This window comes from Endozoicomonas sp. (assembly GCF_965196975.1).
Lineage (GTDB): Bacteria > Pseudomonadota > Gammaproteobacteria > Pseudomonadales > Endozoicomonadaceae > Endozoicomonas.
The window spans coordinates 2,267,845-2,294,081 of the sequence record NZ_OZ239981.1; the positions used below are offsets into that span (position 1 = coordinate 2,267,845).

The 26,237-nt window shown below is 48.4% G+C and carries 24 protein-coding genes and 1 pseudogene; 11 read left to right on the forward strand and 14 right to left on the reverse strand.

The window, feature by feature from the left end:
• Positions 1-22 precede the first annotated feature (22 nt).
• From tnpC (ACOCLE_RS10120) to ACOCLE_RS10135, 4 genes are all read right to left on the reverse strand, one after another.
• Positions 23-1,528: an IS66 family transposase gene (tnpC, locus tag ACOCLE_RS10120; protein ID WP_419532963.1), complete on the reverse strand. Its 1,506-nt coding sequence runs from the start codon at positions 1,526-1,528 to the stop codon at positions 23-25.
• Between the two features lie 47 nt (positions 1,529-1,575).
• Positions 1,576-2,166 (reverse strand): M20/M25/M40 family metallo-hydrolase, encoded by a 591-nt coding sequence (locus ACOCLE_RS10125; protein ID WP_419536591.1) that lies wholly within the window; start codon positions 2,164-2,166, stop codon positions 1,576-1,578.
• Positions 2,167-2,357: 191 nt separating this feature from the next.
• A complete protein-coding gene (locus ACOCLE_RS10130; RefSeq protein WP_419536592.1) occupies positions 2,358-2,984 on the reverse strand; it encodes a hypothetical protein in 627 nt (208 codons plus the stop codon).
• Positions 2,985-3,365: 381 nt separating this feature from the next.
• Entirely contained in the window at positions 3,366-4,076 is a 711-nt protein-coding gene (locus ACOCLE_RS10135) for an SDR family NAD(P)-dependent oxidoreductase (protein ID WP_419536593.1), read from the reverse strand.
• Between the two features lie 98 nt (positions 4,077-4,174).
• Between ACOCLE_RS10135 and bla the strand changes: the two genes are divergently transcribed.
• The 5 genes from bla to ACOCLE_RS10160 all read left to right on the forward strand — a co-directional run bounded on the left by bla (position 4,175) and on the right by ACOCLE_RS10160 (position 7,648).
• On the forward strand, positions 4,175-5,041 hold the full coding sequence (gene bla / locus ACOCLE_RS10140) for a class A beta-lactamase (protein ID WP_419536594.1): 867 nt from the start codon (positions 4,175-4,177) through the stop codon (positions 5,039-5,041).
• An 83-nt stretch (positions 5,042-5,124) separates the two neighbouring features.
• On the forward strand, positions 5,125-5,760 hold the full coding sequence (locus ACOCLE_RS10145; RefSeq protein WP_419536595.1) for a nucleoside deaminase: 636 nt from the start codon (positions 5,125-5,127) through the stop codon (positions 5,758-5,760).
• Between the two features lie 329 nt (positions 5,761-6,089).
• Positions 6,090-6,557 carry a hypothetical protein gene (locus ACOCLE_RS10150; protein WP_419536596.1) on the forward strand — a complete coding sequence of 156 codons (468 nt, stop codon included), beginning with the start codon at positions 6,090-6,092 and terminating at the stop codon, positions 6,555-6,557.
• A 90-nt stretch (positions 6,558-6,647) separates the two neighbouring features.
• Positions 6,648-7,049 carry a hypothetical protein gene (locus ACOCLE_RS10155; protein WP_419536597.1) on the forward strand — a complete coding sequence of 134 codons (402 nt, stop codon included), beginning with the start codon at positions 6,648-6,650 and terminating at the stop codon, positions 7,047-7,049.
• 23 nt (positions 7,050-7,072) lie between these two features.
• The gene (locus tag ACOCLE_RS10160; RefSeq protein ID WP_419536598.1) at positions 7,073-7,648 is read left to right on the forward strand and encodes a hypothetical protein; all 576 of its coding nucleotides are present in this window, start codon (positions 7,073-7,075) and stop codon (positions 7,646-7,648) included.
• A 135-nt stretch (positions 7,649-7,783) separates the two neighbouring features.
• Here ACOCLE_RS10160 and ACOCLE_RS10165 read toward each other — a convergent pair whose 3' ends face one another.
• The 3 genes from ACOCLE_RS10165 to ACOCLE_RS10175 all read right to left on the reverse strand — a co-directional run bounded on the left by ACOCLE_RS10165 (position 7,784) and on the right by ACOCLE_RS10175 (position 10,955).
• A complete protein-coding gene (locus ACOCLE_RS10165) occupies positions 7,784-8,548 on the reverse strand; it encodes an SDR family oxidoreductase (RefSeq protein WP_419536599.1) in 765 nt (254 codons plus the stop codon).
• 40 nt (positions 8,549-8,588) lie between these two features.
• Positions 8,589-9,323 (reverse strand): TSUP family transporter, encoded by a 735-nt coding sequence (locus tag ACOCLE_RS10170; protein ID WP_419536600.1) that lies wholly within the window; start codon positions 9,321-9,323, stop codon positions 8,589-8,591.
• Between the two features lie 108 nt (positions 9,324-9,431).
• Positions 9,432-10,955 carry a PLP-dependent aminotransferase family protein gene (locus tag ACOCLE_RS10175; RefSeq protein ID WP_419536601.1) on the reverse strand — a complete coding sequence of 508 codons (1,524 nt, stop codon included), beginning with the start codon at positions 10,953-10,955 and terminating at the stop codon, positions 9,432-9,434.
• Positions 10,956-11,159: 204 nt separating this feature from the next.
• On the opposite strand from ACOCLE_RS10175, the pseudogene ACOCLE_RS10180 reads away from it, so the two are divergent.
• Positions 11,160-12,056, forward strand: a pseudogene (locus ACOCLE_RS10180) (aspartate aminotransferase family protein); the annotation flags it as partial.
• A gap of 6 nt (positions 12,057-12,062) precedes the next feature.
• On the opposite strand, the gene tnpC (ACOCLE_RS10185) reads toward ACOCLE_RS10180, so the two are convergent.
• Positions 12,063-13,568, reverse strand: coding sequence for an IS66 family transposase (tnpC, locus tag ACOCLE_RS10185; RefSeq protein WP_419532963.1), 1,506 nt, complete (start codon positions 13,566-13,568; stop codon positions 12,063-12,065).
• A 74-nt stretch (positions 13,569-13,642) separates the two neighbouring features.
• Here tnpC (ACOCLE_RS10185) and ACOCLE_RS10190 point away from each other — a divergent pair, with 74 nt between their 5' ends.
• The 5 genes from ACOCLE_RS10190 (at position 13,643) to ACOCLE_RS10210 (ending at position 20,207) form a co-directional block, all read left to right on the forward strand.
• Entirely contained in the window at positions 13,643-14,119 is a 477-nt protein-coding gene (locus tag ACOCLE_RS10190) for an aminotransferase class III-fold pyridoxal phosphate-dependent enzyme (RefSeq protein WP_419536602.1), read from the forward strand.
• A 116-nt stretch (positions 14,120-14,235) separates the two neighbouring features.
• The gene (tauA, locus tag ACOCLE_RS10195; protein WP_419536603.1) at positions 14,236-15,267 is read left to right on the forward strand and encodes a taurine ABC transporter substrate-binding protein; all 1,032 of its coding nucleotides are present in this window, start codon (positions 14,236-14,238) and stop codon (positions 15,265-15,267) included.
• Positions 15,268-15,350: 83 nt separating this feature from the next.
• On the forward strand, positions 15,351-16,202 hold the full coding sequence (locus ACOCLE_RS10200; RefSeq protein ID WP_419536604.1) for a taurine ABC transporter ATP-binding protein: 852 nt from the start codon (positions 15,351-15,353) through the stop codon (positions 16,200-16,202).
• Position 16,203: 1 nt separating this feature from the next.
• Complete coding sequence (locus tag ACOCLE_RS10205) at positions 16,204-17,094, forward strand: ABC transporter permease subunit (RefSeq protein WP_419536605.1); 891 nt, start codon at positions 16,204-16,206, stop codon at positions 17,092-17,094.
• 623 nt (positions 17,095-17,717) lie between these two features.
• Positions 17,718-20,207 (forward strand): S8 family peptidase, encoded by a 2,490-nt coding sequence (locus ACOCLE_RS10210; protein ID WP_419536606.1) that lies wholly within the window; start codon positions 17,718-17,720, stop codon positions 20,205-20,207.
• A gap of 354 nt (positions 20,208-20,561) precedes the next feature.
• On the opposite strand, the gene ACOCLE_RS10215 is transcribed toward ACOCLE_RS10210, so the two are convergent.
• From ACOCLE_RS10215 to ACOCLE_RS10240, 6 genes are all read right to left on the reverse strand, one after another.
• The gene (locus ACOCLE_RS10215; RefSeq protein ID WP_419533099.1) at positions 20,562-21,452 is read right to left on the reverse strand and encodes an IS982 family transposase; all 891 of its coding nucleotides are present in this window, start codon (positions 21,450-21,452) and stop codon (positions 20,562-20,564) included.
• Between the two features lie 314 nt (positions 21,453-21,766).
• The gene (gene nqrF, locus ACOCLE_RS10220; RefSeq protein ID WP_419536607.1) at positions 21,767-22,993 is read right to left on the reverse strand and encodes an NADH:ubiquinone reductase (Na(+)-transporting) subunit F; all 1,227 of its coding nucleotides are present in this window, start codon (positions 22,991-22,993) and stop codon (positions 21,767-21,769) included.
• Positions 22,994-23,008: 15 nt separating this feature from the next.
• The gene (gene nqrE / locus ACOCLE_RS10225) at positions 23,009-23,605 is read right to left on the reverse strand and encodes an NADH:ubiquinone reductase (Na(+)-transporting) subunit E (RefSeq protein ID WP_419536608.1); all 597 of its coding nucleotides are present in this window, start codon (positions 23,603-23,605) and stop codon (positions 23,009-23,011) included.
• A 3-nt stretch (positions 23,606-23,608) separates the two neighbouring features.
• Complete coding sequence (locus ACOCLE_RS10230; RefSeq protein WP_419536609.1) at positions 23,609-24,274, reverse strand: NADH:ubiquinone reductase (Na(+)-transporting) subunit D; 666 nt, start codon at positions 24,272-24,274, stop codon at positions 23,609-23,611.
• The gene (locus tag ACOCLE_RS10235) at positions 24,274-25,065 is read right to left on the reverse strand and encodes a Na(+)-translocating NADH-quinone reductase subunit C (protein ID WP_419536610.1); all 792 of its coding nucleotides are present in this window, start codon (positions 25,063-25,065) and stop codon (positions 24,274-24,276) included. Before ACOCLE_RS10235 ends, ACOCLE_RS10230 begins: the two co-directional genes overlap by 1 nt.
• The gene (locus ACOCLE_RS10240) at positions 25,065-26,237 is read right to left on the reverse strand and encodes an NADH:ubiquinone reductase (Na(+)-transporting) subunit B (protein ID WP_419536611.1); all 1,173 of its coding nucleotides are present in this window, start codon (positions 26,235-26,237) and stop codon (positions 25,065-25,067) included. The genes ACOCLE_RS10235 and ACOCLE_RS10240 overlap by 1 nt, the downstream gene beginning before the upstream one ends.

The window sequence follows — 26,237 nt, forward strand, 5'->3', positions numbered from 1 at the left end:
GACACTCTATGAAGGATTGTAACTATTCAGCACCCAGCAAAGGCGTATTGTTGTAATTTCGAACCGCTTTAAGAAGCGCCTGAAATATGTTCAACCCCTGCTTTTTAGCAGATGATAAATAGCTTCGGATTCGGGTAAACATGGTACCTCCGTCTTCGCTTCTGAAGCAGCCTGAGATCTTCTGCTTAAGTTTGGCCATCCTGGCATCACGTTCACTGCCATTGTTATCGAAGGGAATTGAAAAGTCCGACATGAAGCGCAACGTTTCAACCTTAAACTCAATAAGCCTTTTGAACAGGTTGTAGGCCTTGGTATTCCTGACCTTCTTACGTCCAAGCACCTGTCGTTGTTTTTCCATATAAGCGGTTTCCTTCGTGAGAGCCCTTTGAAGGATTTGGTCGTATATCGTCTCAATGCGAAGCTGTATTGCACCAGGCATTTGAGTCAGACCGGCTGCTTTGTATTTCTTGCAGAAGTGCCAGGAGAGCGTAAGCAATTTCATCAGCCGCAGAGCCAGCTTATTCGCATCCCTATCGACAACTCCCTGAAGCTCTCTCAGATGATGGGCATTACAAAGCACATGCACTGCCGCATAGGCAAAGTAGGACTTCCAATGATCGTGAACCAGAATGCCTGCAAAAGTCAGCAGGATGCCCATTGCATCCATTGCTTCACAACCTCGCCTTTCTGAGAGGTAGTAAAGCGTCCATTGGTCATCTCGCATAATGTGTAACCACCACAGTGAACCGTCAACCCGCATGCCAGTTTCATCCGCTCCTGCAACCGGACTTTCTTGTAAAGCATCGCGGATACTCTGCTCAGTAGAGGCCAGGTTCTCATGGGTATAGGCAACAAAATTGGCAACAGAGCCTGCGCTGACACTCATGCAATAAATAGTATTGAAATACTCAGACACCCGGTGATATGGGATGAAGTGATACTGGTTTAAATGAACAGCCATTGCCTGAGTCACTTCTCCGTATTGAGCAGCGGCTTTCACTCCTTGGGGAAACTCAGCGGTGTTCCGTTTACCACAAGGACATACTTTAACGTCTGCCCAGTACGCGGTAACTTCAAATTCTCCGGGTCTACCTGGATCAAAAACCTGTCGCTCAATGTATTTGGTGGGTTTAATATCGATAAGCGAAGACTGGCAACAGCAACATTTTTCAACCTTCAGATGCCTGACATAATCGGGTAAGGCGACACGTCTCAAACAAGAGCCTTGATGACCTTTCTGGCCACCTGGTTTATTGCCTGAAGATGGTCTAAGGCTTTTGGGGTTCGGTGTTTCCTGTGAGGAGCAGGGGGCTTCTTTGGAAGATGTATCACCTTTATCACTCCCTTTTTTACTGGGCTTTTGATAACCATCTGACGATGGTGGCTTACTACTGTTTTGACTGTTTTTATTAACCCTTTCTTCCAGTTCGCTGCAACGTTCCCGTAAAAGCGCATTCTCGGTCCGAAGCTCTTCATTCTCTTTAAGGAGAGCTTCGGTAAACGGAGTAGCTGGGAAGTCTGGTTCCATACTGGAGATTTGTTAGAAAAATTGAGTATAAGATGATGGTCGAAAAATCAGAAAATTCCAGATTTATATGAAGGGTGCTGAATAGTTACGAAGGATTTATAATCCGCCGGGTTAATTTTCACCTGGTCCAGCTGATCGGGGTCAAGTCCGTTGTCTCTCAGGGCATCAAAGATATTTTTGCCATCACTCCCCCGCGTCTCGCGCCATTTATCCAGGTCAGCTTGTCCGGTCATCAGCTTGCTGGCCATGCAACTATGGCCAAAACGGCTGGACTCTTCTGCTCTGAAAATAATTAATTCAAGAGGATGGTTCAGTGCTTCCTCTTGCAGCTCGATCAACGCGTACAGCCCGGCAATCACACCCACTGCACCGTCATAACAACCACCGTCAGGTACACTGTCAAGGTGGGAGCCAGTGGCAACCGCCGGTCTGTTTTTTTCTCCGTGAATACGGGCAATAAGGTTACCAAAGCCATCAGTGCGATGGGCGATGCCATGCTGATCAAGAATCTGGCTGATAAATTCGAAGGCCTGGTTTTCAGGTGGTGTGAAGGCGATGCGATTCATGCCATGGCTGGTATGACCAATGGCAGCAAGCTCATCGAACAGGTGCTGGAGGGCGGCTTTTGTAGTAGACATCTTAACTTACCCCTCAAAATCCGCATACTAGGCATGAGTCTGGAGATAAGTTTTGATTTCAATCAACCACACACGTTAATAAACGACAACCAATGATCAAAACAGTCAATACTTGTAACCATTAGTGCACTTTCCGTTCAGCAACTCTCAATCATGATGCTTTTTTAATCTTTCATCCCTGATAACAGCTTTCATTGATCTAAAGTGGGCTGCAGTGACACAAAAATAGCATTGTAATAATTAATCTCAGAAATCTGATTTCCCAGAACAGCCCCCCCCAGAGAGAGAATGTCACCCAACCCTGCCCACTGATTGTTCGCACCAGTATTCATGAGACATTTCAGAACCTTAATAGACCAGCGATATATTCTGGAGTCTGTGTCCATAATAAGAATGGTTTCACTATTTTCATCCCAGCCAATGATATTCAGGTAATGCCAGTTTAGTGGCCCCATTATCATCAGTGGAATGACTGCATGCCCCATCAACAGGCGTGACTTAATCTCATCCATGACTGGAGGAAAGGTTGTTGAAGAATAAAACTCAAAATTGAAGCCGGGTCGATCAGAAGAAGCAGCATATTCATTCATATAGTCAGCCAGCCAGACAGGCATAGCCCCAACCTCCAGTGACAGTCGGGTAATCAGTAGCTGCAGAAAATTGCTGATATATAACAGGCGCACTGGGTAGTTAAGCATTCTCAACAGATGATTGTCGATAACCAGTCGCTCATCAAACCGGTGATCCATATACTCACCCAGAGTTTTGGGTACACTTTGGGCAAAGTGGGCATACTCCATTTCCGAAGAAAAAAACACTTCTCCGGAAACAAGTATCATCGCCCGGGCAATCGAATTCGGGCCACATGACCATAGTTTTATGTTGCGATACTTATGCTGACTGGGAATCCCTTTAAGCGCTTTTTCTATATGTTTAGCCGGGAACGACAACGCATAGCTATGAAAATCACCTTCATATTGATTCCTGCTTTTTTCGACACACTCAGTTCTATCCAGAGATTCGGACATAGCCGTCAGCGAAAGAAACAGCAGGACAGGCAAAGCAATAGAACGCACTATACCGATTATAATCACTGCACCATTACATGATTATTCAGGAGAGCCCAGTATAGTGTTTGGGCAAAGCTTATGGAGAACAACTCCAATCGAAATTGGTGCAGTTAACACCGCCTGAACAATTTACAGGTAAATCATTTTTTTCGTCATTCCGCCATCCACCACGATATTGGCACCGTTGATAAAGTCATTCTCTTCATGAGTCAGAAACAGGCAGGTATTGACAATATCCCGTGGCTTACCCACACGCCCTGACGGATGCTGTCGATGATCCTGCTCAGTCAGGTCATCGTAATTTTCCGTTTGAATCCAGCCCGGACTGATTGCATTCACCGTAATCGGTGTTTCTGCCAGTGACATGGCCAGTGTATTGGTCAGTGATACCAGCCCACCTTTAGAAGCACCATAGGCTTCCCAGCCCGGTTCATTCTGGCACCAGCGGGTAGACGCTATATTGATGATACGACCATAGTTCTCATCTCTATGGCGTTTAATAAACGCTCTCGCACAGTTAAAGCTGCCATTCAGATTAACATCAATAACGCTGGAAAACTCCGCAGCACTGAGCTCAACAACCGGTTTATTAAACTGGCTGATAGCACCATTATTCACCAGAATATGTGCAGTGCCATATTGGCGAACCATGTCGTCAAAGGCTGCCTCAATCATTTCCGGTTTTCCAAGATCAACACAACAGAAATCCATACCAGGTATTGATGGTTTATGCAGATCGAAGCCAACCACTGCAGCCCCCTGCTCCAGATAAGCTCTGGCAATGGCATTACCAATGCCCTGGCTGGCGCCGGTCACAATGACCACTTTATTTGAATACATACAGTCACTACATCCCTAAAAAACTGGCCTGAAGTCATTTTTCGATGATAGCATCCAGCCTCCTTGATCGCGCTCACTAAATACCAATGCTCTTACCAATGACCAAACGATCGTTTTTTTTCTCTCTGATCGCATTTCCCCTTTTCTTCTTATCCCCCTATGCGCTTGCTCACCCAGTATCAGAATTGGTCAGCAATCTGGAAAATCGCTATGGGGGCAAAATTGGTGTCGCCATACTGGACACTTCAGACCAGTCTCTATGGCATTATCAGGGCAACTCCCGTTTTCCATTAATGAGTACGTTCAAAACGCTGGCCTGTGCCAAATTGCTCGCAGATGTTGATCAGAAAAAACAGAAACTGACCACTGAATCCCTAATTGAAAGGGAGTCTCTGGTCACTTACTCACCGGTCACTGAACCTCAGGCAGGCCAGACAATCACCCTGGACCAGGCCTGTGAAGCGACAATGTCCACCAGCGACAATACTGCTGCCAATCTTGTACTGGCCGGCATCGGTGGCCCGAAGCAACTGACCGACTTCCTCCGTTCTACAGGGGATAATACTACCCGTCTTGACCGTATTGAGCCTGAATTGAATGAAGCTCAGCCGGGTGACAACCGGGACACCACCACGACACTGGCAATAACAAACACCCTTAACCAGCTGATTTTCGGGAATACCCTCTCTGACGTTTCCCGGACCCAGCTGAAAACGTGGATGATGGGCAATCAGGTAGCAGACAACCTGCTTCGCTCTGTGCTTCCAGAGGGCTGGTCAATTGCTGACCGCTCAGGAGCAGGCGGCCATGGTTCGCGGGGAATCACCGCCATTGTCTGGAGTAATAAAAGGCAGCCTCTGATCATCAGTATTTATATGACAGGTACAAACGCCAGTTTTGAAGAAAGAAACCAGGTAATTGTAAAAACCGGTCAGGCTGTTTTTCATCATTTTGGGATCCAGTGATTCAATACCTGCATATTTTCATGCCCCTTCTTCTATATGCCTCTACACTGCACTGACCATTTATTGAATGTGCAGTGTAGAGCGTGAAGTATTCAGATTCATTTTCAGCGGGTAATAAAGAAAAAACGACGCTTCATGTTACCCGTCGTCGATTTTTCCTGGATTCACTACTCTCTTTTGTTGGACTTTCCATGATGCTTGCCAGGCCGTCTGAAGCTACAGCAGAAAATATACAATCAAATAAATACAAACACCTGAAAGGACACTGCCACGAAGATTATATGAAAATGGCCATTTCCGTTGCCGGGCAAGTGCCTGAATATCCATTTGGCTCTGTCATTGTGGAACAAGGTTCCGGGGAAGTTATCGCGACCGGCTTTAACCGGGTTGCTGAAAACCCGATCTTTCATGGTGAGATTGATGCGATCAATCAGTGCGCACATGTTTATCATTCCAGAGAATGGTCGAACCTTTCGCTTTACACCACTGCAGAGCCCTGCCCTATGTGCCAGAGTGCTATTGAATGGTGTGGTATTCAAAACGTTTTTTACGGAACATCAATCCCTTATTTGAAACAGCTGGGATGGAAGCAAATTGATATACGTGCGGAGGAAGTGGCCAGAAGAACACCATTCAGAAAAACGAAGGTCGTTGGTGGAATACTGGAAGCCGAGTGTAACGACTTATTTGAAACCATCAAAAAAGCGAGCTGGGAGTGAATATCAGTCACCCCTAACAATCATTCCAATGCTGAATCATAGACATAAAGCGCATGGGCAGGGTTCTTATACCCCAAAGACCATTGCTTACACATTTCATTGACCTAGATATATCATCAAACCAATCTTCAAACTGAAAGCATAAAACACTTGCATTAATGCATACACATACTCAAAATAACGTACAAAAGGGATAGATTAAGCAAGCCCGCAATTATCCTGTTGACAAGCGCTGTATGCTAAATAGTATGGAGCGCCAGTTTCAGTGAACCTAATGTGTATACAGCAGCTATACGCATCGCCAGAAAGAGAGCCCTCAGAAACAGACTATGGCTAAAATCAGTAGTGAAGAGCGTGCCCGCCGTAAACAAATGTACGACGCAGTTATTCTGAATATATTTATGACAGAAAGCTGGGAGGCCATCACTTATGACCGCCTGGCAAGAGAGCTGACCATCAGCAAATCAACCCTGCAGCGTTACTACCCAAGCAGAATGCACTTTGTTACCGCCCTCCAGGGCAAGGTGATGCCGATCGTTGCCCGGAATCTCGACTTCACCAGCAGTCAGTCATTTATTTCATCCTGGGAAACGGCATTAAACAGTGACCCCCATTTTCGCAATGTCGTCAGAATGTTTATTGATAACCTGATGTCCCGTGCACCCCACCCTACCACCCAGGGAGCGATGATGCGCCTGCTTGACCAGCTGAAAGCGGTTACTTCAGAAAACGATGCGCTGAAAACATTGAAAATTGCCCTGGGCACCTCAGTTTTGTCATTCAATAACTTTTTATAAGTAAAAGCCACAATACCGATTTAGAACAAACGTCTTTAAATTGCATATTAATACGCATAATTAATAAAAATGACTGGAGTTAAAATAACCATGAAAGGTCATCTTACCGCTTTCAGCCTGATTGCCATGTTCATTACTACCCTCTTAATTCAACCAGTACAGGCTTCTGGTTGGGAGCTGCTGGGCGAGAAACAAGTCAGTCGCCGTACAGAAGCTGACACTATTTTCGTGGGAGCCCGCGAAGGGGTATTTCGGAAGATTCAGTTCAAGGTTCGTGGTGCAGATGTGGACTTCAAGCGAGCCATCATCCATTACCGAAATGGTCAAACCCGTGAAATTGCCATGAAAGGCCTGGTTCGCAAAAACAGCAGTACCCGCCAGATCGACCTGCCAGGTAAAGCCCGTGCCATCGAAAAAGTCTCCTTCTGGTATCAGACCCAGGGCAAAGGGCGCGCCCAGGCAACAGTGCTGCTCTGGGGTAAAGAAGCCTGAGAATAGGAAAAGGAATCACTGATATGAAAAAGCTGCTCTCACCACTATTGGTGTTATTGTCTCTTGGCCTGGTTTCTCAGCCTCTGGCGGCTGACTTAAGAGTGGATGATCGTGTGGATCGGCGTGATGACCGTAGGGACTACCGCCAGGATGAGCGCTGGGATGATCACCGCCGAGTCAGAGTTCAACCGATTGTAGTTCCCCGCAGAAGGGTTATTAATAACATTGTGGTGATTCGCCCACACGGTCACCCCTATGCGGGATATGGCCACTACCATGATGATCATGATGCAATGAAATGGCTGGCATTCACGGCCATTACGCTGAAAATTCTGGACAACATCAATGAAGCAGCCCAGCGGGAACACGAAGCTGCTCAGGTTAAAGCGACGACTGCTACGGTAGGTGAAAAGATAATCTGGAGCGATGGTGACGCCAATGGTTATGTTGTTGCCACCAAAGAAGGCAAAAGCTCAACCTCCGGACTGGTCTGCCGAGAGTTTCAGCAGTCGGTTACGATTGGTGGAAAAACAGAGGAAGCCTGGGGACAGGCCTGTCTACAAGCCGATGGCTCATGGCAAATCGTCCAGCCAGCATAGATACTCGGCCTAACTTAGCGTGAAGCATTCAACATTTTATACTAATTGAACCACAGAGATCACAAAGAGCACGAAGAAGAACTTTTCTTTTCCTTTGTGCTCTTTGTGACCTATGTGGTTAAACAAAACATCCCGTCAGTCCACTTTGCGGACCACTTTGAAATTATCCCATGCCTGGGAGGTGGGCATCACTTCAAGGCTGTTGATATTGATATGTGCTGGCTGCTGGGCAATCCAGAGAATGATATCGGCAATGTCTTCCGGACGGAGCGGGTTCACCCCTTTATAAATACTGTCGCTTTTCGCCTGGTCCCCTTTGAAACGCACCAGTGAAAACTCGGTTTCGCACATGCCAGGTTCAAGGCTGGTCACACGGACGCCACTGCCAGCCAGATCACAACGGAGGTTGCGGGAGAACTGGGCAACAAATGCCTTACTCGCTCCATAGACATGACTCCCCGGATAAGCCCAGTTGGCAGCGACTGAAGCCAGATTAATGATGGACGCTTTAGGTTGGTCGCGAAGAATGGGCAGTAATTTATGAGTCACATTCACCAGCCCGGTCACATTGGTATCAATCATGGTCTGCCAGTCTTCCAGGCTGGCTTCCCACGCAGGGCCTGCTCCCAGCGCAAGACCGGCATTATTCACCAGAACCTCAATATTTCGAAAACTGTCGGGCAGTGAATCCACCATATCCGATACCGCCTGGGTATCGCGAACGTCCAGAGTCACGCTGTGAACCGGCGCTTTGGGCGTCAACTCATCCGCCAGCGCCTGCAGACGTTCTGCACGGCGACCGGTGATGATCAGAGGATGACCATGCTCAGCAAACAACCTGGCACTGGCCAGACCAAAACCGGAGGTTGCCCCTGTGATCAAAACGGTGGATGAACTCATTCTGCGTAACTCCATTTCATTTCTTGTGTTGCAGTTTACATCAAAACACCACATAAACTGCCTTGACCAGTGAAAGCGATGCCAGAAGCATCATAAAGGAAAATGCGATTTGTTGAACCCTGCCAGTCTCGTAGAAGTGGAAAATGGCCTTGCCTGTCAGGGCACCCGTGATACAAACCGGAAGCAGTCCCAGGAAAAGGGAAAATACCGAATCCAGATCCTCTGTGCCCATCAGAATAAGTGACACACACAATAAGGAACTGATCGCAAAATACATGATGAGCGTTGCCCGCTGTTTTCGCAGTGACAGCGACGAGTGCACCATGTGCATAATCACCGGGATCCCCCCCGCCGATACGGCACTGGTTGTCCAACCAGACATTACGCCACAGATCCAGCGAGACTTTATCACCGACTGACCAACGCCGGATGGCAGATAACTCATCAGCCCCATCAGCAGAATAACCAGAGCCACCAGCAGCCTCAGAGTGGATTCTTCCAGATAGAACAGCAGAAACAACCCGGCAGGCATGCCTGCAACGCCAGCCAGTAATAATGAATTCAGGGTTGGGACACAGCATTGGCGCCAGCTGCCCAGCAGAAGCGGCAACCCAGTCACAGCATCCAGAAGCAACACCACAGGCACGGCAATATGAACCGGATACCACTGACCGATAGCCAGTATTGAAATGGCGGCAAAGCCAAACCCTGTATACCCACGGATCATCGCAGCAATGGCAACAGGAACAAACAGTAACCACTCGATCGACAACATACACTATCCCTATAAACCCTTCTCAGTCTAATCACTGGGAACCAGGACCATTAGAGACAGAAGCTATTTTTTTTAGGGACAGAGAACCATCATTAAGGTTAATTCTTGCTATACCGCTACCGGTAATCTTGATGGACAGTCCAAGGGGTATGCCTGAGCTGAAATAACCTGAGCCAGAATTTGAATACCCGGTGTAATGGCTTCAGGAGCAATGGCAGAGAAGCCCAGTCGGATAAAGTTGCCCGGTGATTTTGACGACAGAAAATGAACATCTCCCGGTTCAATAATAATGCCTTCTGTGGCACACCTGAACACCAGTGAATCCAAATCAATGGCATCGGGTAACCGCAGCCAGAAAGAACAACCACCTGACGTGTGATTAATGATACTCCCGGGAAGATAGCGCTCAAGGGCTTCGCTCATCACCTGCCACTTTTCGCCGTAGCTTTTGCGAAGTTTGCGCAGATAGCTGTCGTAGTAGCCCATGGAAATGAACAGGGCTGCGGTTCTCTGATTGTTCATGGGAGGATGTCGATACATCAGTCGCCGTAACATCCTGGCCTGTTGAATCAGTTCAGCATCCGCAACAAGAAACCCGATTCTCAGCCCTGGCGACAACGACTTCGAAAGACTGCCCACGTAGATCACCCGCCCGGACTGATCCAGGCTCTTCAAGGCAGGATGAGGCTGCGCCTGAAGGTTTGTTTCACTCTCATAGTCATCTTCAATAATGATGAAGTCTTTCTTACTGGCCTGAGACAACAGTGCCTGCCGTCGCTCCATCGACATGGTGACATTGGTGGGTACCTGATGACTGGGCGTGAGGTATAGATAATCACAGGTATCCATTTGGCTATCCGGCATGACGCCCTGATCATCCATTCCCAGCGGAACCACCTCCGCTCCATGATGGGTAAAGATATTTCTGGCATCCGGATAGCCCGGATCTTCCATGCCCAGCCGGGTCCCCTTCCCTGCCAGCAGGGATGCCAGAAGATACAAAGAGTTCTGGGTGCCTACAGTCACCAGTATTTCATCCGTGCTGACCTGAATTCCCCGCTTACTCAACACATGCTGTTTTAACTGATCAACCAGAAACTCATCATCATTATCCATAAAATCCGAAACCCACGCTTTCATCGCACTCTGCCGCTGGGCCAGACGACTGCATTCACGCCACTGATTCAGGGGAAAAAGTGAATGATCAGGCTGGCCAAAAATAAAAGGGTATGGGTAATCCTGCCAGTCTGAGGGTTTCCTGATGTTTTGATAGCTGGACAGATCCCTGACAAGCCGATCTTTCCAGGAAATCGAAGAAGAACATGAGTCCGATACTGACGGGTTCAGAGAAAAGGTTCTGGACACCAGTTGTGTATTCTGTGACAGGTAGTCCAGGTTGACAAAATAGCCGCTTCGTTCCCGTGAGATCAGAAATCCCTCATCCACCAGCTTTTCATAAACCAGGACAATGGTATTTCTGGAAACCTTGAGCATTTCCGCCATCTTCCGGCAGGAGGGCAACGCTCGATCGCCAAAATGGTTCTGATGGATCATGGTGGTCAGGTGCTCGCGAATCTGCTCCTGAAGACCTCTTCCCCGGGTAAAGTCAATATGCAGCAAATGCTCACTCATTCGTCATCCATCTCCTTTAGCCTCACCATTTTGGAGCAGTATTCCTATCAACTCCCTTTCTAAACACCTGCCGTATCTGCAAAGCAAGTTTCTGGCCAACCATTTGCTGGTTACTGGCCTTATAAAAAAACAAAACTGTCACTAGGCGACATTTGCAGGATTTTTTTAGTTTGAAAAAAAGCACAAACGCCAGGGAGTAAGCCAATGAATATTGCAGAAATTGATCGTCAGCACGTCTGGCACCACCTTTCACAACACGCCATCTATGACCATAAACAGCCTCCTGTCATGGTGAAAGGTGAGGGACTGAAAGTCTGGGACATCAATGGTAATGAATACCTGGACGCTTCTGCCGGTGGCGTATGGACGGTGAATGTCGGCTATGGCAGACGTTCAATTGCGGAGGCCGTAAAGCAGCAGCTGGAAACATTAAACTTCTTTGCAGCAACAGCTGGCACACCGGTTGCTGCGGAGTTCAGCAGGAAGTTGCTGGAGAAGATGCCGGGCATGAGCCGAGTCTATCTGTCTAACTCAGGCTCTGAAGCCAATGAGAAAGCCTACAAAATGGTGCGTCAGATCGCCCATAAGAAATACAACGGTAAAAAACACAAAATTCTGTACAGAGAACGGGATTATCACGGCACAACCATCACCTGCCTCAGCTCAACCGGACAGGAAGAGCGACGCTCACAGTACGGCCCTTTTACTCCCGGTTTTATCGAAATCCCTCATTGCTGCGAGTACAGGAGTCAGTATGGCGATATCGCAGACTATGGCATACGCGCTGCAGAGGCGATGGAAGAGGTCATTCTGAAAGAGGGGCCTGACACCGTTGGTGCGGTTGTCCTTGAGCCCATTACTGCCGGAGGTGGCGTCATTACCCCGCCGGAAGGGTACTGGCAGAAAATACAGGAAATCTGTCGTAAGTATGACATTCTGCTGCACATTGACGAAGTGGTCTGCGGCATGGGCCGGACCGGTGCCTGGTTTGGTTATCAGCATTACGGTATCAAGCCGGACATTGTCACTCTGGCCAAGGGCGTTGCATCAGGTTACGCCGCGATCTCCTGCACCGTGACTACAGAAGAAGTCTTTAATCTATTGTAACTATTCAGCACCCAGCAAAGGCGTATTGTTGTAATTTCGAACCGCTTTAAGAAGCGCCTGAAATATGTTCAACCCCTGCTTTTTAGCAGATGATAAATAGCTTCGGATTCGGGTAAACATGGTACCTCCGTCTTCGCTTCTGAAGCAGCCTGAGATCTTCTGCTTAAGTTTGGCCATCCTGGCATCACGTTCACTGCCATTGTTATCGAAGGGAATTGAAAAGTCCGACATGAAGCGCAACGTTTCAACCTTAAACTCAATAAGCCTTTTGAACAGGTTGTAGGCCTTGGTATTCCTGACCTTCTTACGTCCAAGCACCTGTCGTTGTTTTTCCATATAAGCGGTTTCCTTCGTGAGAGCCCTTTGAAGGATTTGGTCGTATATCGTCTCAATGCGAAGCTGTATTGCACCAGGCATTTGAGTCAGACCGGCTGCTTTGTATTTCTTGCAGAAGTGCCAGGAGAGCGTAAGCAATTTCATCAGCCGCAGAGCCAGCTTATTCGCATCCCTATCGACAACTCCCTGAAGCTCTCTCAGATGATGGGCATTACAAAGCACATGCACTGCCGCATAGGCAAAGTAGGACTTCCAATGATCGTGAACCAGAATGCCTGCAAAAGTCAGCAGGATGCCCATTGCATCCATTGCTTCACAACCTCGCCTTTCTGAGAGGTAGTAAAGCGTCCATTGGTCATCTCGCATAATGTGTAACCACCACAGTGAACCGTCAACCCGCATGCCAGTTTCATCCGCTCCTGCAACCGGACTTTCTTGTAAAGCATCGCGGATACTCTGCTCAGTAGAGGCCAGGTTCTCATGGGTATAGGCAACAAAATTGGCAACAGAGCCTGCGCTGACACTCATGCAATAAATAGTATTGAAATACTCAGACACCCGGTGATATGGGATGAAGTGATACTGGTTTAAATGAACAGCCATTGCCTGAGTCACTTCTCCGTATTGAGCAGCGGCTTTCACTCCTTGGGGAAACTCAGCGGTGTTCCGTTTACCACAAGGACATACTTTAACGTCTGCCCAGTACGCGGTAACTTCAAATTCTCCGGGTCTACCTGGATCAAAAACCTGTCGCTCAATGTATTTGGTGGGTTTAATATCGATAAGCGAAGACTGGCAACAGCAACATTTTTCAACCTTCAGATGCCTGACATAATCGGGTAAGGCGACACGTCTCAAACAAGAGCCTTGATGACCTTTCTGGCCACCTGGTTTATTGCCTGAAGATGGTCTAAGGCTTTTGGGGTTCGGTGTTTCCTGTGAGGAGCAGGGGGCTTCTTTGGAAGATGTATCACCTTTATCACTCCCTTTTTTACTGGGCTTTTGATAACCATCTGACGATGGTGGCTTACTACTGTTTTGACTGTTTTTATTAACCCTTTCTTCCAGTTCGCTGCAACGTTCCCGTAAAAGCGCATTCTCGGTCCGAAGCTCTTCATTCTCTTTAAGGAGAGCTTCGGTAAACGGAGTAGCTGGGAAGTCTGGTTCCATACTGGAGATTTGTTAGAAAAATTGAGTATAAGATGATGGTCGAAAAATCAGAAAATTCCAGATTTATATGAAGGGTGCTGAATAGTTACAATCTATTTAAAGGCAACCCTGCAGACCGGGAAGACTATTTCCGCGATATCAGCACCTTTGGCGGATGCACTGCCGGGCCCGCCGCTGCACTGGAAAACCTGCGAATTCTGGAAGATGAGAAGCTGCTGGAAAATGCCAGCCATATGGGTGAGTACCTGATGGCTGGTCTCAGACAGCTTCAACAACAGCACCCTGTTGTTGGCGATGTCAGGGGCAAAGGCCTTTTCCTCGGCATTGAGCTCGTCAATGACCCTGTATCCAAAGAGCCGGTAGATGAGCAGGTAGCCATCAAGGTAGCAGGGCTGTGCCTTCAGAAAGGCTTGATGATTGGCAGAACCAACCGCTCCTTCAGCCAGTTCAATAATACCCTCTGCCTCAGCCCTGCGCTGACCATCAACCAGGAAGAAGCGGATCGTATCCTGAGCATTCTGGATGAAGTGATTACAGAGATATCACCTTAGAAGACACTGTACTTCAAACAGTGCACGACAAAGTAAACACCCTTACTAACGCACCCACTTGGTGCAACCCAAACTTATAAATACAACCAGTCACCATAAACTGAAAGGAAACAGTCATGAGCAAAACCGGTACATTTAAAAATACCCTGGGTACGGTAGCCCTCTCTCTCGGTCTGGCGGTTACGTCTGGCATCAGTTATGCCAAAGACGTGGTCACCATCGGCTATCAGGGGATGTTCAACCCCTGGAAATACGCCATCGACCAGAAACTGGTTGAAAAAGAGACCGGTGTTGAGATCAAGTGGCGGAAGTTTGATTCCGGCGCCAAGGCCATTACCGGCATTGCCTCTGGCAGTGTTGACCTGACCGTAGCCGGTTCCAGCCCTATTGCCACTGCCGTCAGCCGGGGTGTTGATGTGGAGCTGGTCTGGATTATGGAAAACATTGCTGAGGCAGAAGCTCTGGTAGTTCGTGATGGCAGTGGAATCAAGTCGCCTTCAGATCTGAAAGGTAAGCGGATTGCCGTACCTTTTGTTTCGACCACCCATTACCACATGCTCTTCGCCCTCAAAGAGTTTGGCCTGAGTGAAAAGGACGTAAAGCTGGTCAATATGCAGCCCAATGCCATTTCTGCCGCCTGGGCCAGGGGTGATATTGATGGCGCCTTTATCTGGGACCCGGTACTGGGCAACATCAAAAAAGAAGGCTCTGTACTTATTTCATCCAAAGAGCTGAGCAACTGGGGTAAACCGACCTTTGATGGTCTGATCGCCAGTAAGTCCTTTGCCAAAGAATCTCCCGAATTTGTGGCAAAAGTGATCAAAGTAATTGCTGAGGTGGACAGCACTTACCGCCAGGCGGGTGCCGACTTCTCCAGCGAACACCCTATCGCACAGTCTGTCAAAAACATCGTAGGTGGAGAACTGGATCAGGTGGTGGAAGCAATGGCCCTTTATGACTTCCCGGATATCCCTGCACAGGTTTCCTGCAAGTGGCTTGGATGCCAGATGGAAGGTGGTGCGGCAAAAGCGCTTCTGTACACCTCCGAATTTCTGCTGGAAGAAAAGAAGATCAATGCACTTCAGAATGACTACAGCACGTTCGTTAACCCTGCCTATGCCGAACTGGCCATGAAACTGGCCGACTGATTCCGGAACAGTTTTTGCGTGTCATTAATACCTGACTTTATAAAAGTCAGGTATTCCCATTCGCTGGATAAGGAAGTAATCACATGAGTATGGACAAGGTGCTGAGAATCCGGGACGTCTCAGTGGAATATCCCGGTTTGCAGGGAGGATCCCCGGTTACTGCCCTGTCCGGTGTCAATCTTGATATCGAACAGGGAGAGCTGGTCGTCGCCCTTGGTGCTTCAGGCTGTGGTAAAACGACACTGCTCAACCTTATTGCCGGCTTCATCAGGCCAACCAACGGGTATCTGACACTGGGCAGCTCAACGTTATCGGGTGTCCCCCGGGTATCCATGGGGCGTGACATTGGTGACCAGATTCTCGGCCCCAGCGCTGAACGCGGTGTGGTTTTTCAAAAGCATGCCCTCTTCCCGTGGATGAATGTGGTAGAGAACACAGAGTTTGGCTTGAAGCTTCAGGGAGTCAATGCTTCAGAGCGCCGTGAAAAAGCAGAAAAATACCTCTCCCTGGTCGGCCTTCAGGATTTTCATCAACACAAGGTGTATCAGCTGTCCGGTGGTATGCAACAGAGGGTTGGTATTGCCAGAGCCTTAACCAATGACCCAAGCATTCTGCTTCTGGATGAGCCACTCGGCGCACTGGATGCTCTGACTAGGGAAACACTGCAGGAATTGCTGCTGGACGCCTGGCAGGCCACCAGCAAAATGATGTTCTTTATTACCCACAGTGTCGAAGAAGCACTGTTTATGGCCTCAAAACTGATCGTCATGTCTCCCAGACCGGGGCGGATTACCCACGCCTTTGACCTGAACTTCAACCGTCGTTTTCTGGAATGCAGGGATGCAAGAGCGGTTAAATCTGAACCTGATTTTATTGCAATGAGAGAAAAAATTCTCTCCATCATTCACCAGGATGAAGTTCAGGAGGCTTGCTGAAATGAACACAGAATCCATCCCACTGGAACAGTGTGAAGCAGACAGGCAACCGACACCATTGCTGGTTAAATTGAAAGACAAAATCCTGACAAAAACCATGACACCCGGCAGTTATTATGGGGAGCCTGGTCAGGGAGACAGTCGACTCATTGCCATAGTCACCACTCTCTGCTGCATTCTGCTATGGATGGCCGCCACCGAACTGGGCTGGATCAAGCCCTTGTTTCTACCTTCCCCGCTTGATGTGGCAGCCAGAATGAGAGAGCTGGTGACGGATGGTTTTGCCGGAGCGTCCCTTGCTGAACACATGCAGGCCAGCCTTGGCCGTGTTTTTGGAGCATTCATACTGGCAGCAGTCACTGCGATTCCTGTGGGGATATTGATCGGTTGCAATGTCTGGTTTCGCGGTATTTTCGATCCCATTATTGAATTTTACCGCCCACTGCCACCACTGGCTTATCTTCCACTGATCATTATCTGGCTGGGCATTGACGAAGCGAGCAAGGTAACCCTGATCTATCTGGCCATGTTTGCCCCCATTGCGTTAAGTGCACGTGCGGGTGTCAATGCTGCCAAAAGTGAACAGATTCAGGCGGCCTATTCCATGGGAGCCAGCAAACTGCAGGTGCTTTACCACGTGATCATTAAAAGTGCCCTGCCCGAGATACTAACCGGGCTGAGAATTGGTATCGGCTTTGGCTGGACGACACTGGTAGCCTCAGAAATGGTCGCCGCTGAAGCAGGTATAGGCTTTATGGTGTTGAACGCTGCCGAGTTTATGGTAACGGATGTGGTCATTGCCGGGATTATTATTATTGGATTGATTGCCTATAGTTTCGATATGCTGATGCGTCATCTGGAGAAAAAACTGGTGCCCTGGAAAGGGTATTAGTCAAAGCACTCCTGAACCAACCAAGTGAGCAAGTCACAAGATGGCTCACTTGGTTGAACTCTTGCTTCTGGCACCGGTTCGTTTGATTTGAACATCACAGGTAATTTTTTTCGAAAAAAACTCATCCAGCCCGATCCCACGCCCCTGTAAGCGACACATCAACTTTCCGCTAAAAGTCAAGAAAGTACCTCTCTTTTCTCTATTGCATATTTTGACCTATTGCTTCTTAAATGGTCTTAAAATCAGCCATTTTCTTTGAACGATGCTGGCTTTGAAATAATCATTTTGAAGATAAAAAAGTGGCTAAGGACTGAGCACTACTGAAAAGGAATTCAGGTATGCGATCATGGACTGCTGTTTACCCCGTTCTTTCTATCAGCTTAATCCTACTGTATCCACTACCCTGCTTCGGAAGAACGTCACATACTGATACTTCAAGTGAAAAGCCATCAGTACCGCTGAAACAAGACTCATCAGCTTTAGGCATACAAAGGCACATATGCCATCCGGTACTTTCCGATAGTTTTATAACTCTCAATGACTGCACACCATTAACTCAGTCGAAAGACCGTCCCCTTCAGCACTTTCTGTCTGGGCTAAGTTCTATACTCTCCGGTAGCTGGATGAACTCATGGCTGCTAATTGGGGGGAGCGCAACAGGCCTAGCAGCATCTCTTGCTGGTGCAGGCAGCAGCAACAGTCCTGAACCTGCATCATTCACTCAACCTGGAAACACAGAATTTTCGGATAATTTCCGCGAGCAGGGAGATGCAACGTCCCCTTCGTTCTACCAAACCAGCGAGTATTTAAATCGCACTGACCTGGACACAATTAAAGCAAAGGAAGCTTATGCCAATATTGCGGCATTCAACAGTAGTACAGGTGCACTTCAGGGTGGCGCAGGCATTACGATAGCCATTCTGGATACAGGAGTTGATGCGACTCACCCAGATCTTAATGAAAACATTCTTCCCCCCTGTGAAACTGGTTTGCCCTGCAGTGAACACTATTCCATATCAGATCCCAATGGTCACGGTACTCATGTTGCGGGCATCGCAGCGGCCGAAAAAAACACCAGTGGAATCCATGGAGTAGCCTTTAATGCCCGTATTCTGCCAGGTTGTGCTTACGTGCGAGGTGGTTGCTATCAAGAACCTGTAGGAAACGGCGAGTTGATGCTCTGGTCAGCCAGTAATGGCGCATCAGTAGCTAATATGAGTTATGCATTTACTCAGGGCGGGCGGACAAAGGTTGCATCCGATATTGCTGGACCGAACCCTGACTACAATCACGATGAGTTAAAAAATCACCTCTTCGGATCTGAAAGCGAGGATGCTGCAAGTGACTACCAACAAGCAAGAGCCGCTTTACAGCAGGGACTCGTTACTATTGTGGCCGCTGGTAATTTTGATCACTATCTGGTGGGTAATACGCCTGAAACAGAACAGCCATCAGTAATGTCCATGGCTCCGTTAATCTATGCTGACTCCAGTATTAAGCATGATCTGGACTATCAGTGGCTTACGGTAATAAATACCAATAATCAGGGGGGGCGTGCACTATCATCTCATGCTTGTGGTGATGCCGCTGAATTCTGTATTTCTGCACCAGGCAGCGCTGTAACCTCTACTTACCCTGGAGGCAGTTACCAGCCACTTTCCGGAACCTCCATGGCTACCCCACAGGTATCTGGCGCATTTGCACTGGTCGCCGCAGCATTTCCAAACTTGAAACTGCCTTCAGACAATCGGCAACGTGATGTCTGTCAGCAAGGACACCCAAGATATAATCGCAACCAATGTCACAGTAAAGCGGTGGTTAACCGACTACTGACGTCAGCTACCGACCTGGGTGTAGAGGGTACTGACAGTGTTTACGGCCGGGGACTGCTTAATCTGGATGCTGCCACATCACTAATAGGCACTGCACAGCTGCACACCAGCTCTGGCACTACCTTGAGGCTTGGAGAAAACCAACTCGACCACTCATTCATTTTAGGCAATGAGATCGAAAAGCAGCTGTCAGGGATCCATTTTATTGTTGTAGACAGTTACGACAATGCTGGATTTATCTATCCTGCCACTTATCTTCTCAGCAATGGGGATCAAAACCCGACGGTGATTGATTCTTCTACCTATCTTCGCCGCAGCCTGGGTAAAGATAGATCCTACACGGCCCATATCAACGAGAACCTTAGCTTTAACGTTAACCCTTTTGATCAGGTTCACTCACAAATACAAGCACACTATAAGCTTAAATACTCCCTTGGCCCTAACACCAGCTTGAGCATTGGTTATGGAAATAAAAACTACGGGAGTTTCACTAGTAGTTCGGGTCATACCTCTTTGGACCATTTTCACATCAGTCAGGCATTCCATCACCCATTAGCCCACTTCCAGACTCATGGGCACAGTGTCCAATATAAGTATCATTTTCCAGATAAGAGTGTCCTTACTGCAGAAACCTACCATGGCAAAGTGTCCGAAAACATAAGCGCCCACTCAAGCCCACTGTCAACAACCACTATGTCGATTAACCTGACACGACCAATAACCAAGGACATAACAGGCAGTTTTGTACTGGGTGGCATGCGGGAAAACAAATCCTTACTGGCCAGTCATGGTTCTGGAATTTGGAGCACAGCAAACGGCAGCAGTACCATGCTTATTGGCACCAGAATTCATTATCAACTTTCCCCATCCTTACAACTTCTGATGAGTTACTACCAGCTCTCCACTGAGCCTGAACAGTTCTCAGAGCTGCTGGAAATATCAGATGACATTATTGCCAATGCATTTTCAAGTGGACTTTTGATTCAGGGAAATGATCATTGGGAATACGGTTTATTGATTACGCAACCTACTAGGCTCCAGAGTGGAGAAGCAGCGCTGGATCTTCCTGTCAGGTATAACAATGATGAACTGTCTTATCAGAAATTCAATATAAATCTGGAACCTGGCGGTCATCATATGGAATACGAGCTTGTGGCCACCTGGTCTTCAGAAAAACACCCATTATCGTTTAAAATAAATCTCCTCAAAATTACTGATCATGGCAATATCCCTGACAACGATGACACTATTGCCCTACTTAACCTTAGCTTCGCGTTCTGATTTTTCTAAAGAATCCAGCCACCCAAAATAAACCCTTAGAATCAGCTTACAAGATAGATATATTGTACCAATAAAATTTTCTAAACCCACGCGATGTGCGACTTTGTCTGAAACTATCTCAAATTACTAGCCCGGATATTTCATAAACTGCCCCGAATCTCGGGCAGGACTTTGTCGCCCTAAGGGATTTTGTGAGGGAGTGCCGTACCGGGGAGTACGGTCGACCGAGCAAAACTCCCTTAGGGCGGCAAAGGACAAGCGAGAACGGGAGCACGTTTATGAAATATCCGGGCTAGCATGATGGTAAGTCCAAGTTGTATCTTCAAAATCACGCAATTATTTGCTTTCCGTTTTTTAATCTTCGGAAATAAGGTTCTCAAACTGTATTGCAGGACGACCAGCAATTATATTCAGATAAGAACCAATATTATGTGCCAGTAACTTCCGAGCGATACGTGATGTCATATGCCATCTATCTCGACAATGGCACTTTTCTATTTCAAAGCGCTCTGTCAATTGACCTATCACTGTTTCTATTCTCCGTCGTACCCGTAATACCAGCTTTACAAACGACTTCGGACGTTCATCTTGCATGTTTTTTCTCAGTGGCGTCTGAAGATCAATACCTAATTCCTGACAATCAGCTTTAAACTCAGGCCTTATATAGCCCTTATCGCCAAGCAAGAGGCCAGAAATGGTCTCGAGCATGTCATAGGCTGCATCACGCTCATCTACGTTCGCTGCGGTCAGAGTAAAACCCACAGGAATCCCTCGTGCTTCAACCAGCAAATGCCCCTGAAAGCCATAGAACTTCTTGTCCTTGGAAGCGCAGTAACCATAACCAGCCTCAGCTTTAAAGATACGGCTCTGTGGTGCACGGGTTCTGACGACAACATCAATCGGAAAACCATCGATTAAATGGATATCTGCATTATCTGCATGCATCATCTGGACTATACGAATTTGCAGTCGTTGTTTCACATGCCATAAGTTGGCGGCCTGTTTGACAAATGCCGAGCGTGAAGGAATGTCAGGAAACAGGTGTCGCCAGTGTCGGGTAAAATACTTCCAAATCTCAGTGTCCTTATGATGCCCAAGCCATTCACCGACAACTTCCATGGTGATCGCTTCACTATCAGTGAGCTTTGGTGGAAACCCTCGAAGTCGCAGTGGTACAGGAAAAAGCTCTTTTACCAAATCGTCGATCAAGCAGTAGACTGTAGTGATAAACTCTTCAACGGGCATGACTGAAACCTTCTTTGCTTTCTACTGCTTTTAATAGCAGAAAGCAGGATCAGTCATGTCTCCTTATGCAAACCTAAAAGTCGCACATGGCGTAAACCCGTAATGAGCATGAGGGACGGGAGTGTAAGGCAATACCCTGAAGGGCGGCGAAGCAACGAGCCGTAGCTACGGCAGGAGCTTCAACGCAGGAATACACTTCAGGCCATCGCACAATAAGGAGTTAGGTAGTGCAATTGATATGACTTACTTTCAGATCATAAAAAAGGCCGGACTCAAAGAGCTCCGGCCTTTTCTTACAACGTTAAAGCGGGAATTTAACCACCGAAATCATCCAGCAGGATGTTCTCAGGCTCTACGCCCTGATCTTCCAGCATCTTGATAACCGCTGCGTTCATCATGGGTGGTCCACACATGTAGAACTCACAGTCTTCCGGAGCCGGATGATCCTTCAGATAGTTATCGTACAGAACCTGATGGATGAAGCCGGTGTAACCGGTCCAGTTATCTTCTGGCAACGGATCAGACAGCGCCAGATGCCAAGTGAAGTTTTCATTCTCCTCAGCCAGCTTGTCGAACTCATCCACGTAGAAAGCTTCACGCAGAGAACGTGCACCGTACCAGAAAGAGATCTTCCGCTTGGAAGACAGACGCTTCAGCTGGTCAAAGATGTGCGAACGCATTGGCGCCATACCAGCACCACCGCCTACGAAGACCATCTCGTTATCGGTCTCTTTGGCAAAGAACTCACCAAATGGTCCGTACACGGTCATCTTGTCGCCTGGCTTCAGGTTAAAGACGAACGAAGACATCTTACCAGGGGCAAAGTCAGTACCTGGAGGTGGTGAAGCAATACGGATATTGAACTTCAGCAGGCCTTTCTCTTCTGGGTAGTTGGCCATGGAGTAGGCACGAATGGTTTCTTCATCTACCTTGGAAACGTACTGCCACTGGTTAAACTTATCCCAGTCACCACGGTACTCTTCCTGAATATCAAAATTCTTGTATTCAACGGTATGAGGAGGACATTCCAGCTGAACGTAACCACCGGCAAGGAAGTTAACGTCTTCACCTTCTGGCAGTTTCAGTACCAGTTCCTTGATGAAGGTGGCTACGTTGTCATTGGATACAACTTCACATTCCCACTTCTTGACGCCGAAGAGTTCTTCTTCAACTTCAATTTCCATGTCCTGCTTCACAGCGACCTGGCAGGAAAGGCGCCAGCCTTCCTTCTCTTCACGCTTGGTGAAGTGAGAGCGCTCGGTTGGCAGCATTTCACCACCGCCGGACAGCACTTTACACTTACACTGTGCACAGGTACCACCACCACCACAGGCGGATGGCAGGAATACACCTGCACTGGACAGGGTGTTGAGCAGCTTGCCACCGGCAGCAGTCGTCACGGCCTTTTCAGGATCTTCGTTAATCCCGATGGTCACGTCACCCATACTCACCAGTTTCGAACGGGCGGCGAGGATAACCAACACCAGCGCCAGTACGATAATGGTAAACATGGCAACGCCATAGATAATATTTAAATCCATATCGTCCCAATCCCCTTACAGCTGTACGCCAGAGAACGACAGGAAGCCCAGAGACATCAAACCAACGGTAATGAAGGTAATGCCCAGACCTCTCAGTCCTGCAGGTACATCGCTGTACTTGAGCTTTTCACGAATGCCCGCCAGTGCAGCAATGGCCAGAGCCCAGCCCACACCAGCACCGAAACCATAAACCACGGACTCACCGAGGTTGTAGTCACGCTGAACCATGAACAGTGACGCACCCATGATGGCACAGTTTACGGTGATCAGTGGCAGAAACACGCCCAGCGCGTTGTAAAGAGCGGGTACAAATTTATCCAGAAACATTTCCAGAATCTGTACCAGGGCTGCGATAACACCGATGTAGGTGATCAGACCCAGGAAGCTCAGATCAACACCAGGAACCAGGGCACCGTCTTTCAGGATGTTCTGGTAAATGACGTTGTTAATAGGAACGGTGATGGTCAGTACGGCAACCACCGCAACCCCCAGACCCAATGCAGTTTTAACCTGCTTGGATACTGCGAGGAAAGTACACATTCCCAGGAAGAAAGCAAGCGCCATGTTTTCCACGAACACTGCTTTCACGAATAGCGAAATAAAATGTTCCATGACTTAGTGCGCCTCGCTGAATTTGGTGTTGGGTGCAATCTTGAATTCCACCTCTTCAACCTGGTCTGTCTTCCAGCTGCGAATCGCCCAGATCAGCAGACCGATCAGGAAGAAGGCACTAGGAGCCAGCAGCATCAGGCCGTTTGGAACGTACCAGCCGCCGTTGTTCACGGTTGCCAGGATTTCCACACCAAACAGGTTGCCGGCACCGAACAGCTCACGGAAGAAAGCAACAATCATCAGCACACAGCCATATCCCAGACCGTTACCGAAACCGTCCAGAGCTGACAGCATTGGACCGTTCTTCATGGCGAAGGCTTCCGCACGACCCATTACGATACAGTTGGTAATGATCAGGCCAACGAATACCGACAGCTGCTTGGAAATGTCGTAAGCATAGGCTTTCAGGATCTGGTCAACCACGATTACCAGCGATGCAATAACCGTCATCTGACAGATGATACGAATACTGTTGGGAATGTGGTTACGGATCAGGGAAACCGCCAGGTTGGAGCAGGTGGTTACCCCGATTACCGCCAGAGCCATTACCAGGCTGACCTGCATACTGGTCGTTACCGCCAGCGCCGAACAGATACCGAGGATCTGCAGGGTAATGGGGTTATTCTTAACAACCGGTTCCAGCAGGATATCTTTGGTCTTCACAGACATTATGCATTCCCCGCTTTCAGATTATTCAGGAACAGTTTAAAGCCGGCATCGGACAACCAGAACTTGATCAGGTTGCTGACACCATTGGCAGTCAACGTCGCTCCAGCCAGGCCATCAATCTGGTTTACGGCACCCGGGTTGGTTGGATCAACACCACCCTTGATCACGTGCAGTGCAACCTTGCCATCAACACCGTAGATTTCCTTGCCCACCCAGCGGGACTTCCATACCGGGTTGCTGACTTCACCGCCCAGTCCGGGAGTTTCCGCCTGCTCAAAGAAACCGAAACCTTTAACGGTGTTCAGGTTGTTTTCCAGCGCCAGGAACCCATACATGGTAGACCACAGACCACGTCCGTGAACGGGCAGGATCAGCGTCTGCATCTTGCCGTCTTTTTCTACCATGTAGACCTTGGCCACGTCAGCCTGGCGGGAAATACCGGCGATGTCGGCACTGCCCAGTGCTTTGGAAGCCTTAGGATCTTTAGCCGCAGTACGCTGATCGTACTGGTCAACCGTCAGACCATTGGCTTCATCAACAAACTTACCGGTTTTCAGATCAACCAGGCGTGGCTGAATCTGCTTGTACAGCTCAGCAACTTCAGTGGCACTCAGCGCTCTTGCATCGCTGCTCAGACCGGCGATGTCCAGAATGTTACGCTGAACGTCCAGCTTGATGTTCTGATCCTGAACCGGCTTCAGGAATACTGCCGCCATGGATACCAGCACTGAACAGATCAGTGACAGTACCACTGTGACCAGCAGCGTCTTTTTAATCGTATCGTTTCCCATCAGGCCCGAGCCTCCCGACGCTTGATATTGGCCTCTACCACAAAGTGGTCAATCAGCGGCGCAAACAGGTTGGCAAACAGAATGGCCAGCATCATCCCTTCAGGATATGCAGGGTTCACCACTCGAATCAGGACAACCATGACACCAATCAGCGCGCCGTAGAACCAGCGACCAGTGTTGGTCATGGAAGCGGATACCGGATCCGTGGTCATGAAGATCAGACCGAAGGCAAATCCACCCAGCACCATATGCCAGTACCATGGCACTTGGAACATGTAATTGGTATCAGAACCAATAAAGTTGAACAGGGTAGACAGAGCGATCATACCGATCATGGTGCCCGCTACAATTCTCCAGGAAGCAATGCCGGAGAACAGCAGAACCGCACCACCGATGAAGATAGCCAATGTGGAAGTCTCACCAACGGACCCCTGCATCACACCAATGAACGCCTGCATCCAGCTGATGGACTGTTGCAGCGCTTCCATACCGCCCTGCTGAGCCACGCTCAACATGGTTGCACCGGAGAAGCCGTCTACGGCAGTCCATACCAGGTCACCAGAAATCTGTGCAGGGTAGGCAAAGAATAGGAACGCGCGACCAGTAAGTGCCGGGTTCAGGAAGTTCTTACCAGTACCACCGAACACTTCCTTACCGATAACAACACCGAAGGAGATACCCAGTGCTACCTGCCACAATGGGATGGATGGCGGAACGATCAGGGCAAACAGAACGGAGGTCACGAAGAAACCTTCGTTCACTTCGTGCTTACGGATGATCGCAAACAGCACTTCCCAGAAGCCACCGACAAAGAACGTCACGGCATAAATGGGCAGGAAGTAAACGGCACCGTAGATCAGGTTATCCCAGATACTGGCAGGATCATTACCAGCCAGCATGGCAATCAGCATGCCGTGCCAGTCAGTCGGGATCGTGCCCAGACCATTGGCAATGGCAGTGTTTGCCTGATAACCCACGTTCCACATACCGAAGAACATGGCCGGGAAAGTACATAACCAGACCAGACCCATCATACGTTTCAGGTCAACTGCATCACGTACGTGGCTGGTGTTATGGGTTTTGTCCAGCGGTGTATAGAACAGCGTGTCAGCTGCTTCAAACAGCGCATAGAACTTTTCGTATTTACCGCCCTTGACGAAATGGGGCTCCAT

What these genes read in the sequence shown, in the direction of transcription:
- tnpC (WP_419532963.1), bottom strand. Translation starts at nt 1,528, where the DNA reads ATGGAACCAGACTTCCCAGCTACTCCGTTTACCGAAGCTCTCCTTAAA.
- ACOCLE_RS10125 (WP_419536591.1), bottom strand. Translation starts at nt 2,166, where the DNA reads ATGTCTACTACAAAAGCCGCCCTCCAGCACCTGTTCGATGAGCTTGCT.
- ACOCLE_RS10135 (WP_419536593.1), bottom strand. Translation starts at nt 4,076, where the DNA reads ATGTATTCAAATAAAGTGGTCATTGTGACCGGCGCCAGCCAGGGCATT.
- bla (WP_419536594.1), top strand. Translation starts at nt 4,175, where the DNA reads ATGACCAAACGATCGTTTTTTTTCTCTCTGATCGCATTTCCCCTTTTC.
- ACOCLE_RS10150 (WP_419536596.1), top strand. Translation starts at nt 6,090, where the DNA reads ATGGCTAAAATCAGTAGTGAAGAGCGTGCCCGCCGTAAACAAATGTAC.
- ACOCLE_RS10155 (WP_419536597.1), top strand. Translation starts at nt 6,648, where the DNA reads ATGAAAGGTCATCTTACCGCTTTCAGCCTGATTGCCATGTTCATTACT.
- ACOCLE_RS10160 (WP_419536598.1), top strand. Translation starts at nt 7,073, where the DNA reads ATGAAAAAGCTGCTCTCACCACTATTGGTGTTATTGTCTCTTGGCCTG.
- ACOCLE_RS10165 (WP_419536599.1), bottom strand. Translation starts at nt 8,548, where the DNA reads ATGAGTTCATCCACCGTTTTGATCACAGGGGCAACCTCCGGTTTTGGT.
- ACOCLE_RS10170 (WP_419536600.1), bottom strand. Translation starts at nt 9,323, where the DNA reads ATGTTGTCGATCGAGTGGTTACTGTTTGTTCCTGTTGCCATTGCTGCG.
- ACOCLE_RS10175 (WP_419536601.1), bottom strand. Translation starts at nt 10,955, where the DNA reads ATGAGTGAGCATTTGCTGCATATTGACTTTACCCGGGGAAGAGGTCTT.
- tnpC (WP_419532963.1), bottom strand. Translation starts at nt 13,568, where the DNA reads ATGGAACCAGACTTCCCAGCTACTCCGTTTACCGAAGCTCTCCTTAAA.
- tauA (WP_419536603.1), top strand. Translation starts at nt 14,236, where the DNA reads ATGAGCAAAACCGGTACATTTAAAAATACCCTGGGTACGGTAGCCCTC.
- ACOCLE_RS10200 (WP_419536604.1), top strand. Translation starts at nt 15,351, where the DNA reads ATGAGTATGGACAAGGTGCTGAGAATCCGGGACGTCTCAGTGGAATAT.
- ACOCLE_RS10205 (WP_419536605.1), top strand. Translation starts at nt 16,204, where the DNA reads ATGAACACAGAATCCATCCCACTGGAACAGTGTGAAGCAGACAGGCAA.
- ACOCLE_RS10210 (WP_419536606.1), top strand. Translation starts at nt 17,718, where the DNA reads ATGAACTCATGGCTGCTAATTGGGGGGAGCGCAACAGGCCTAGCAGCA.
- ACOCLE_RS10215 (WP_419533099.1), bottom strand. Translation starts at nt 21,452, where the DNA reads ATGCCCGTTGAAGAGTTTATCACTACAGTCTACTGCTTGATCGACGAT.
- nqrF (WP_419536607.1), bottom strand. Translation starts at nt 22,993, where the DNA reads ATGGATTTAAATATTATCTATGGCGTTGCCATGTTTACCATTATCGTA.
- nqrE (WP_419536608.1), bottom strand. Translation starts at nt 23,605, where the DNA reads ATGGAACATTTTATTTCGCTATTCGTGAAAGCAGTGTTCGTGGAAAAC.
- ACOCLE_RS10230 (WP_419536609.1), bottom strand. Translation starts at nt 24,274, where the DNA reads ATGTCTGTGAAGACCAAAGATATCCTGCTGGAACCGGTTGTTAAGAAT.
- ACOCLE_RS10235 (WP_419536610.1), bottom strand. Translation starts at nt 25,065, where the DNA reads ATGGGAAACGATACGATTAAAAAGACGCTGCTGGTCACAGTGGTACTG.
- ACOCLE_RS10240 (WP_419536611.1), bottom strand. Translation starts at nt 26,237, where the DNA reads ATGGAGCCCCATTTCGTCAAGGGCGGTAAATACGAAAAGTTCTATGCG.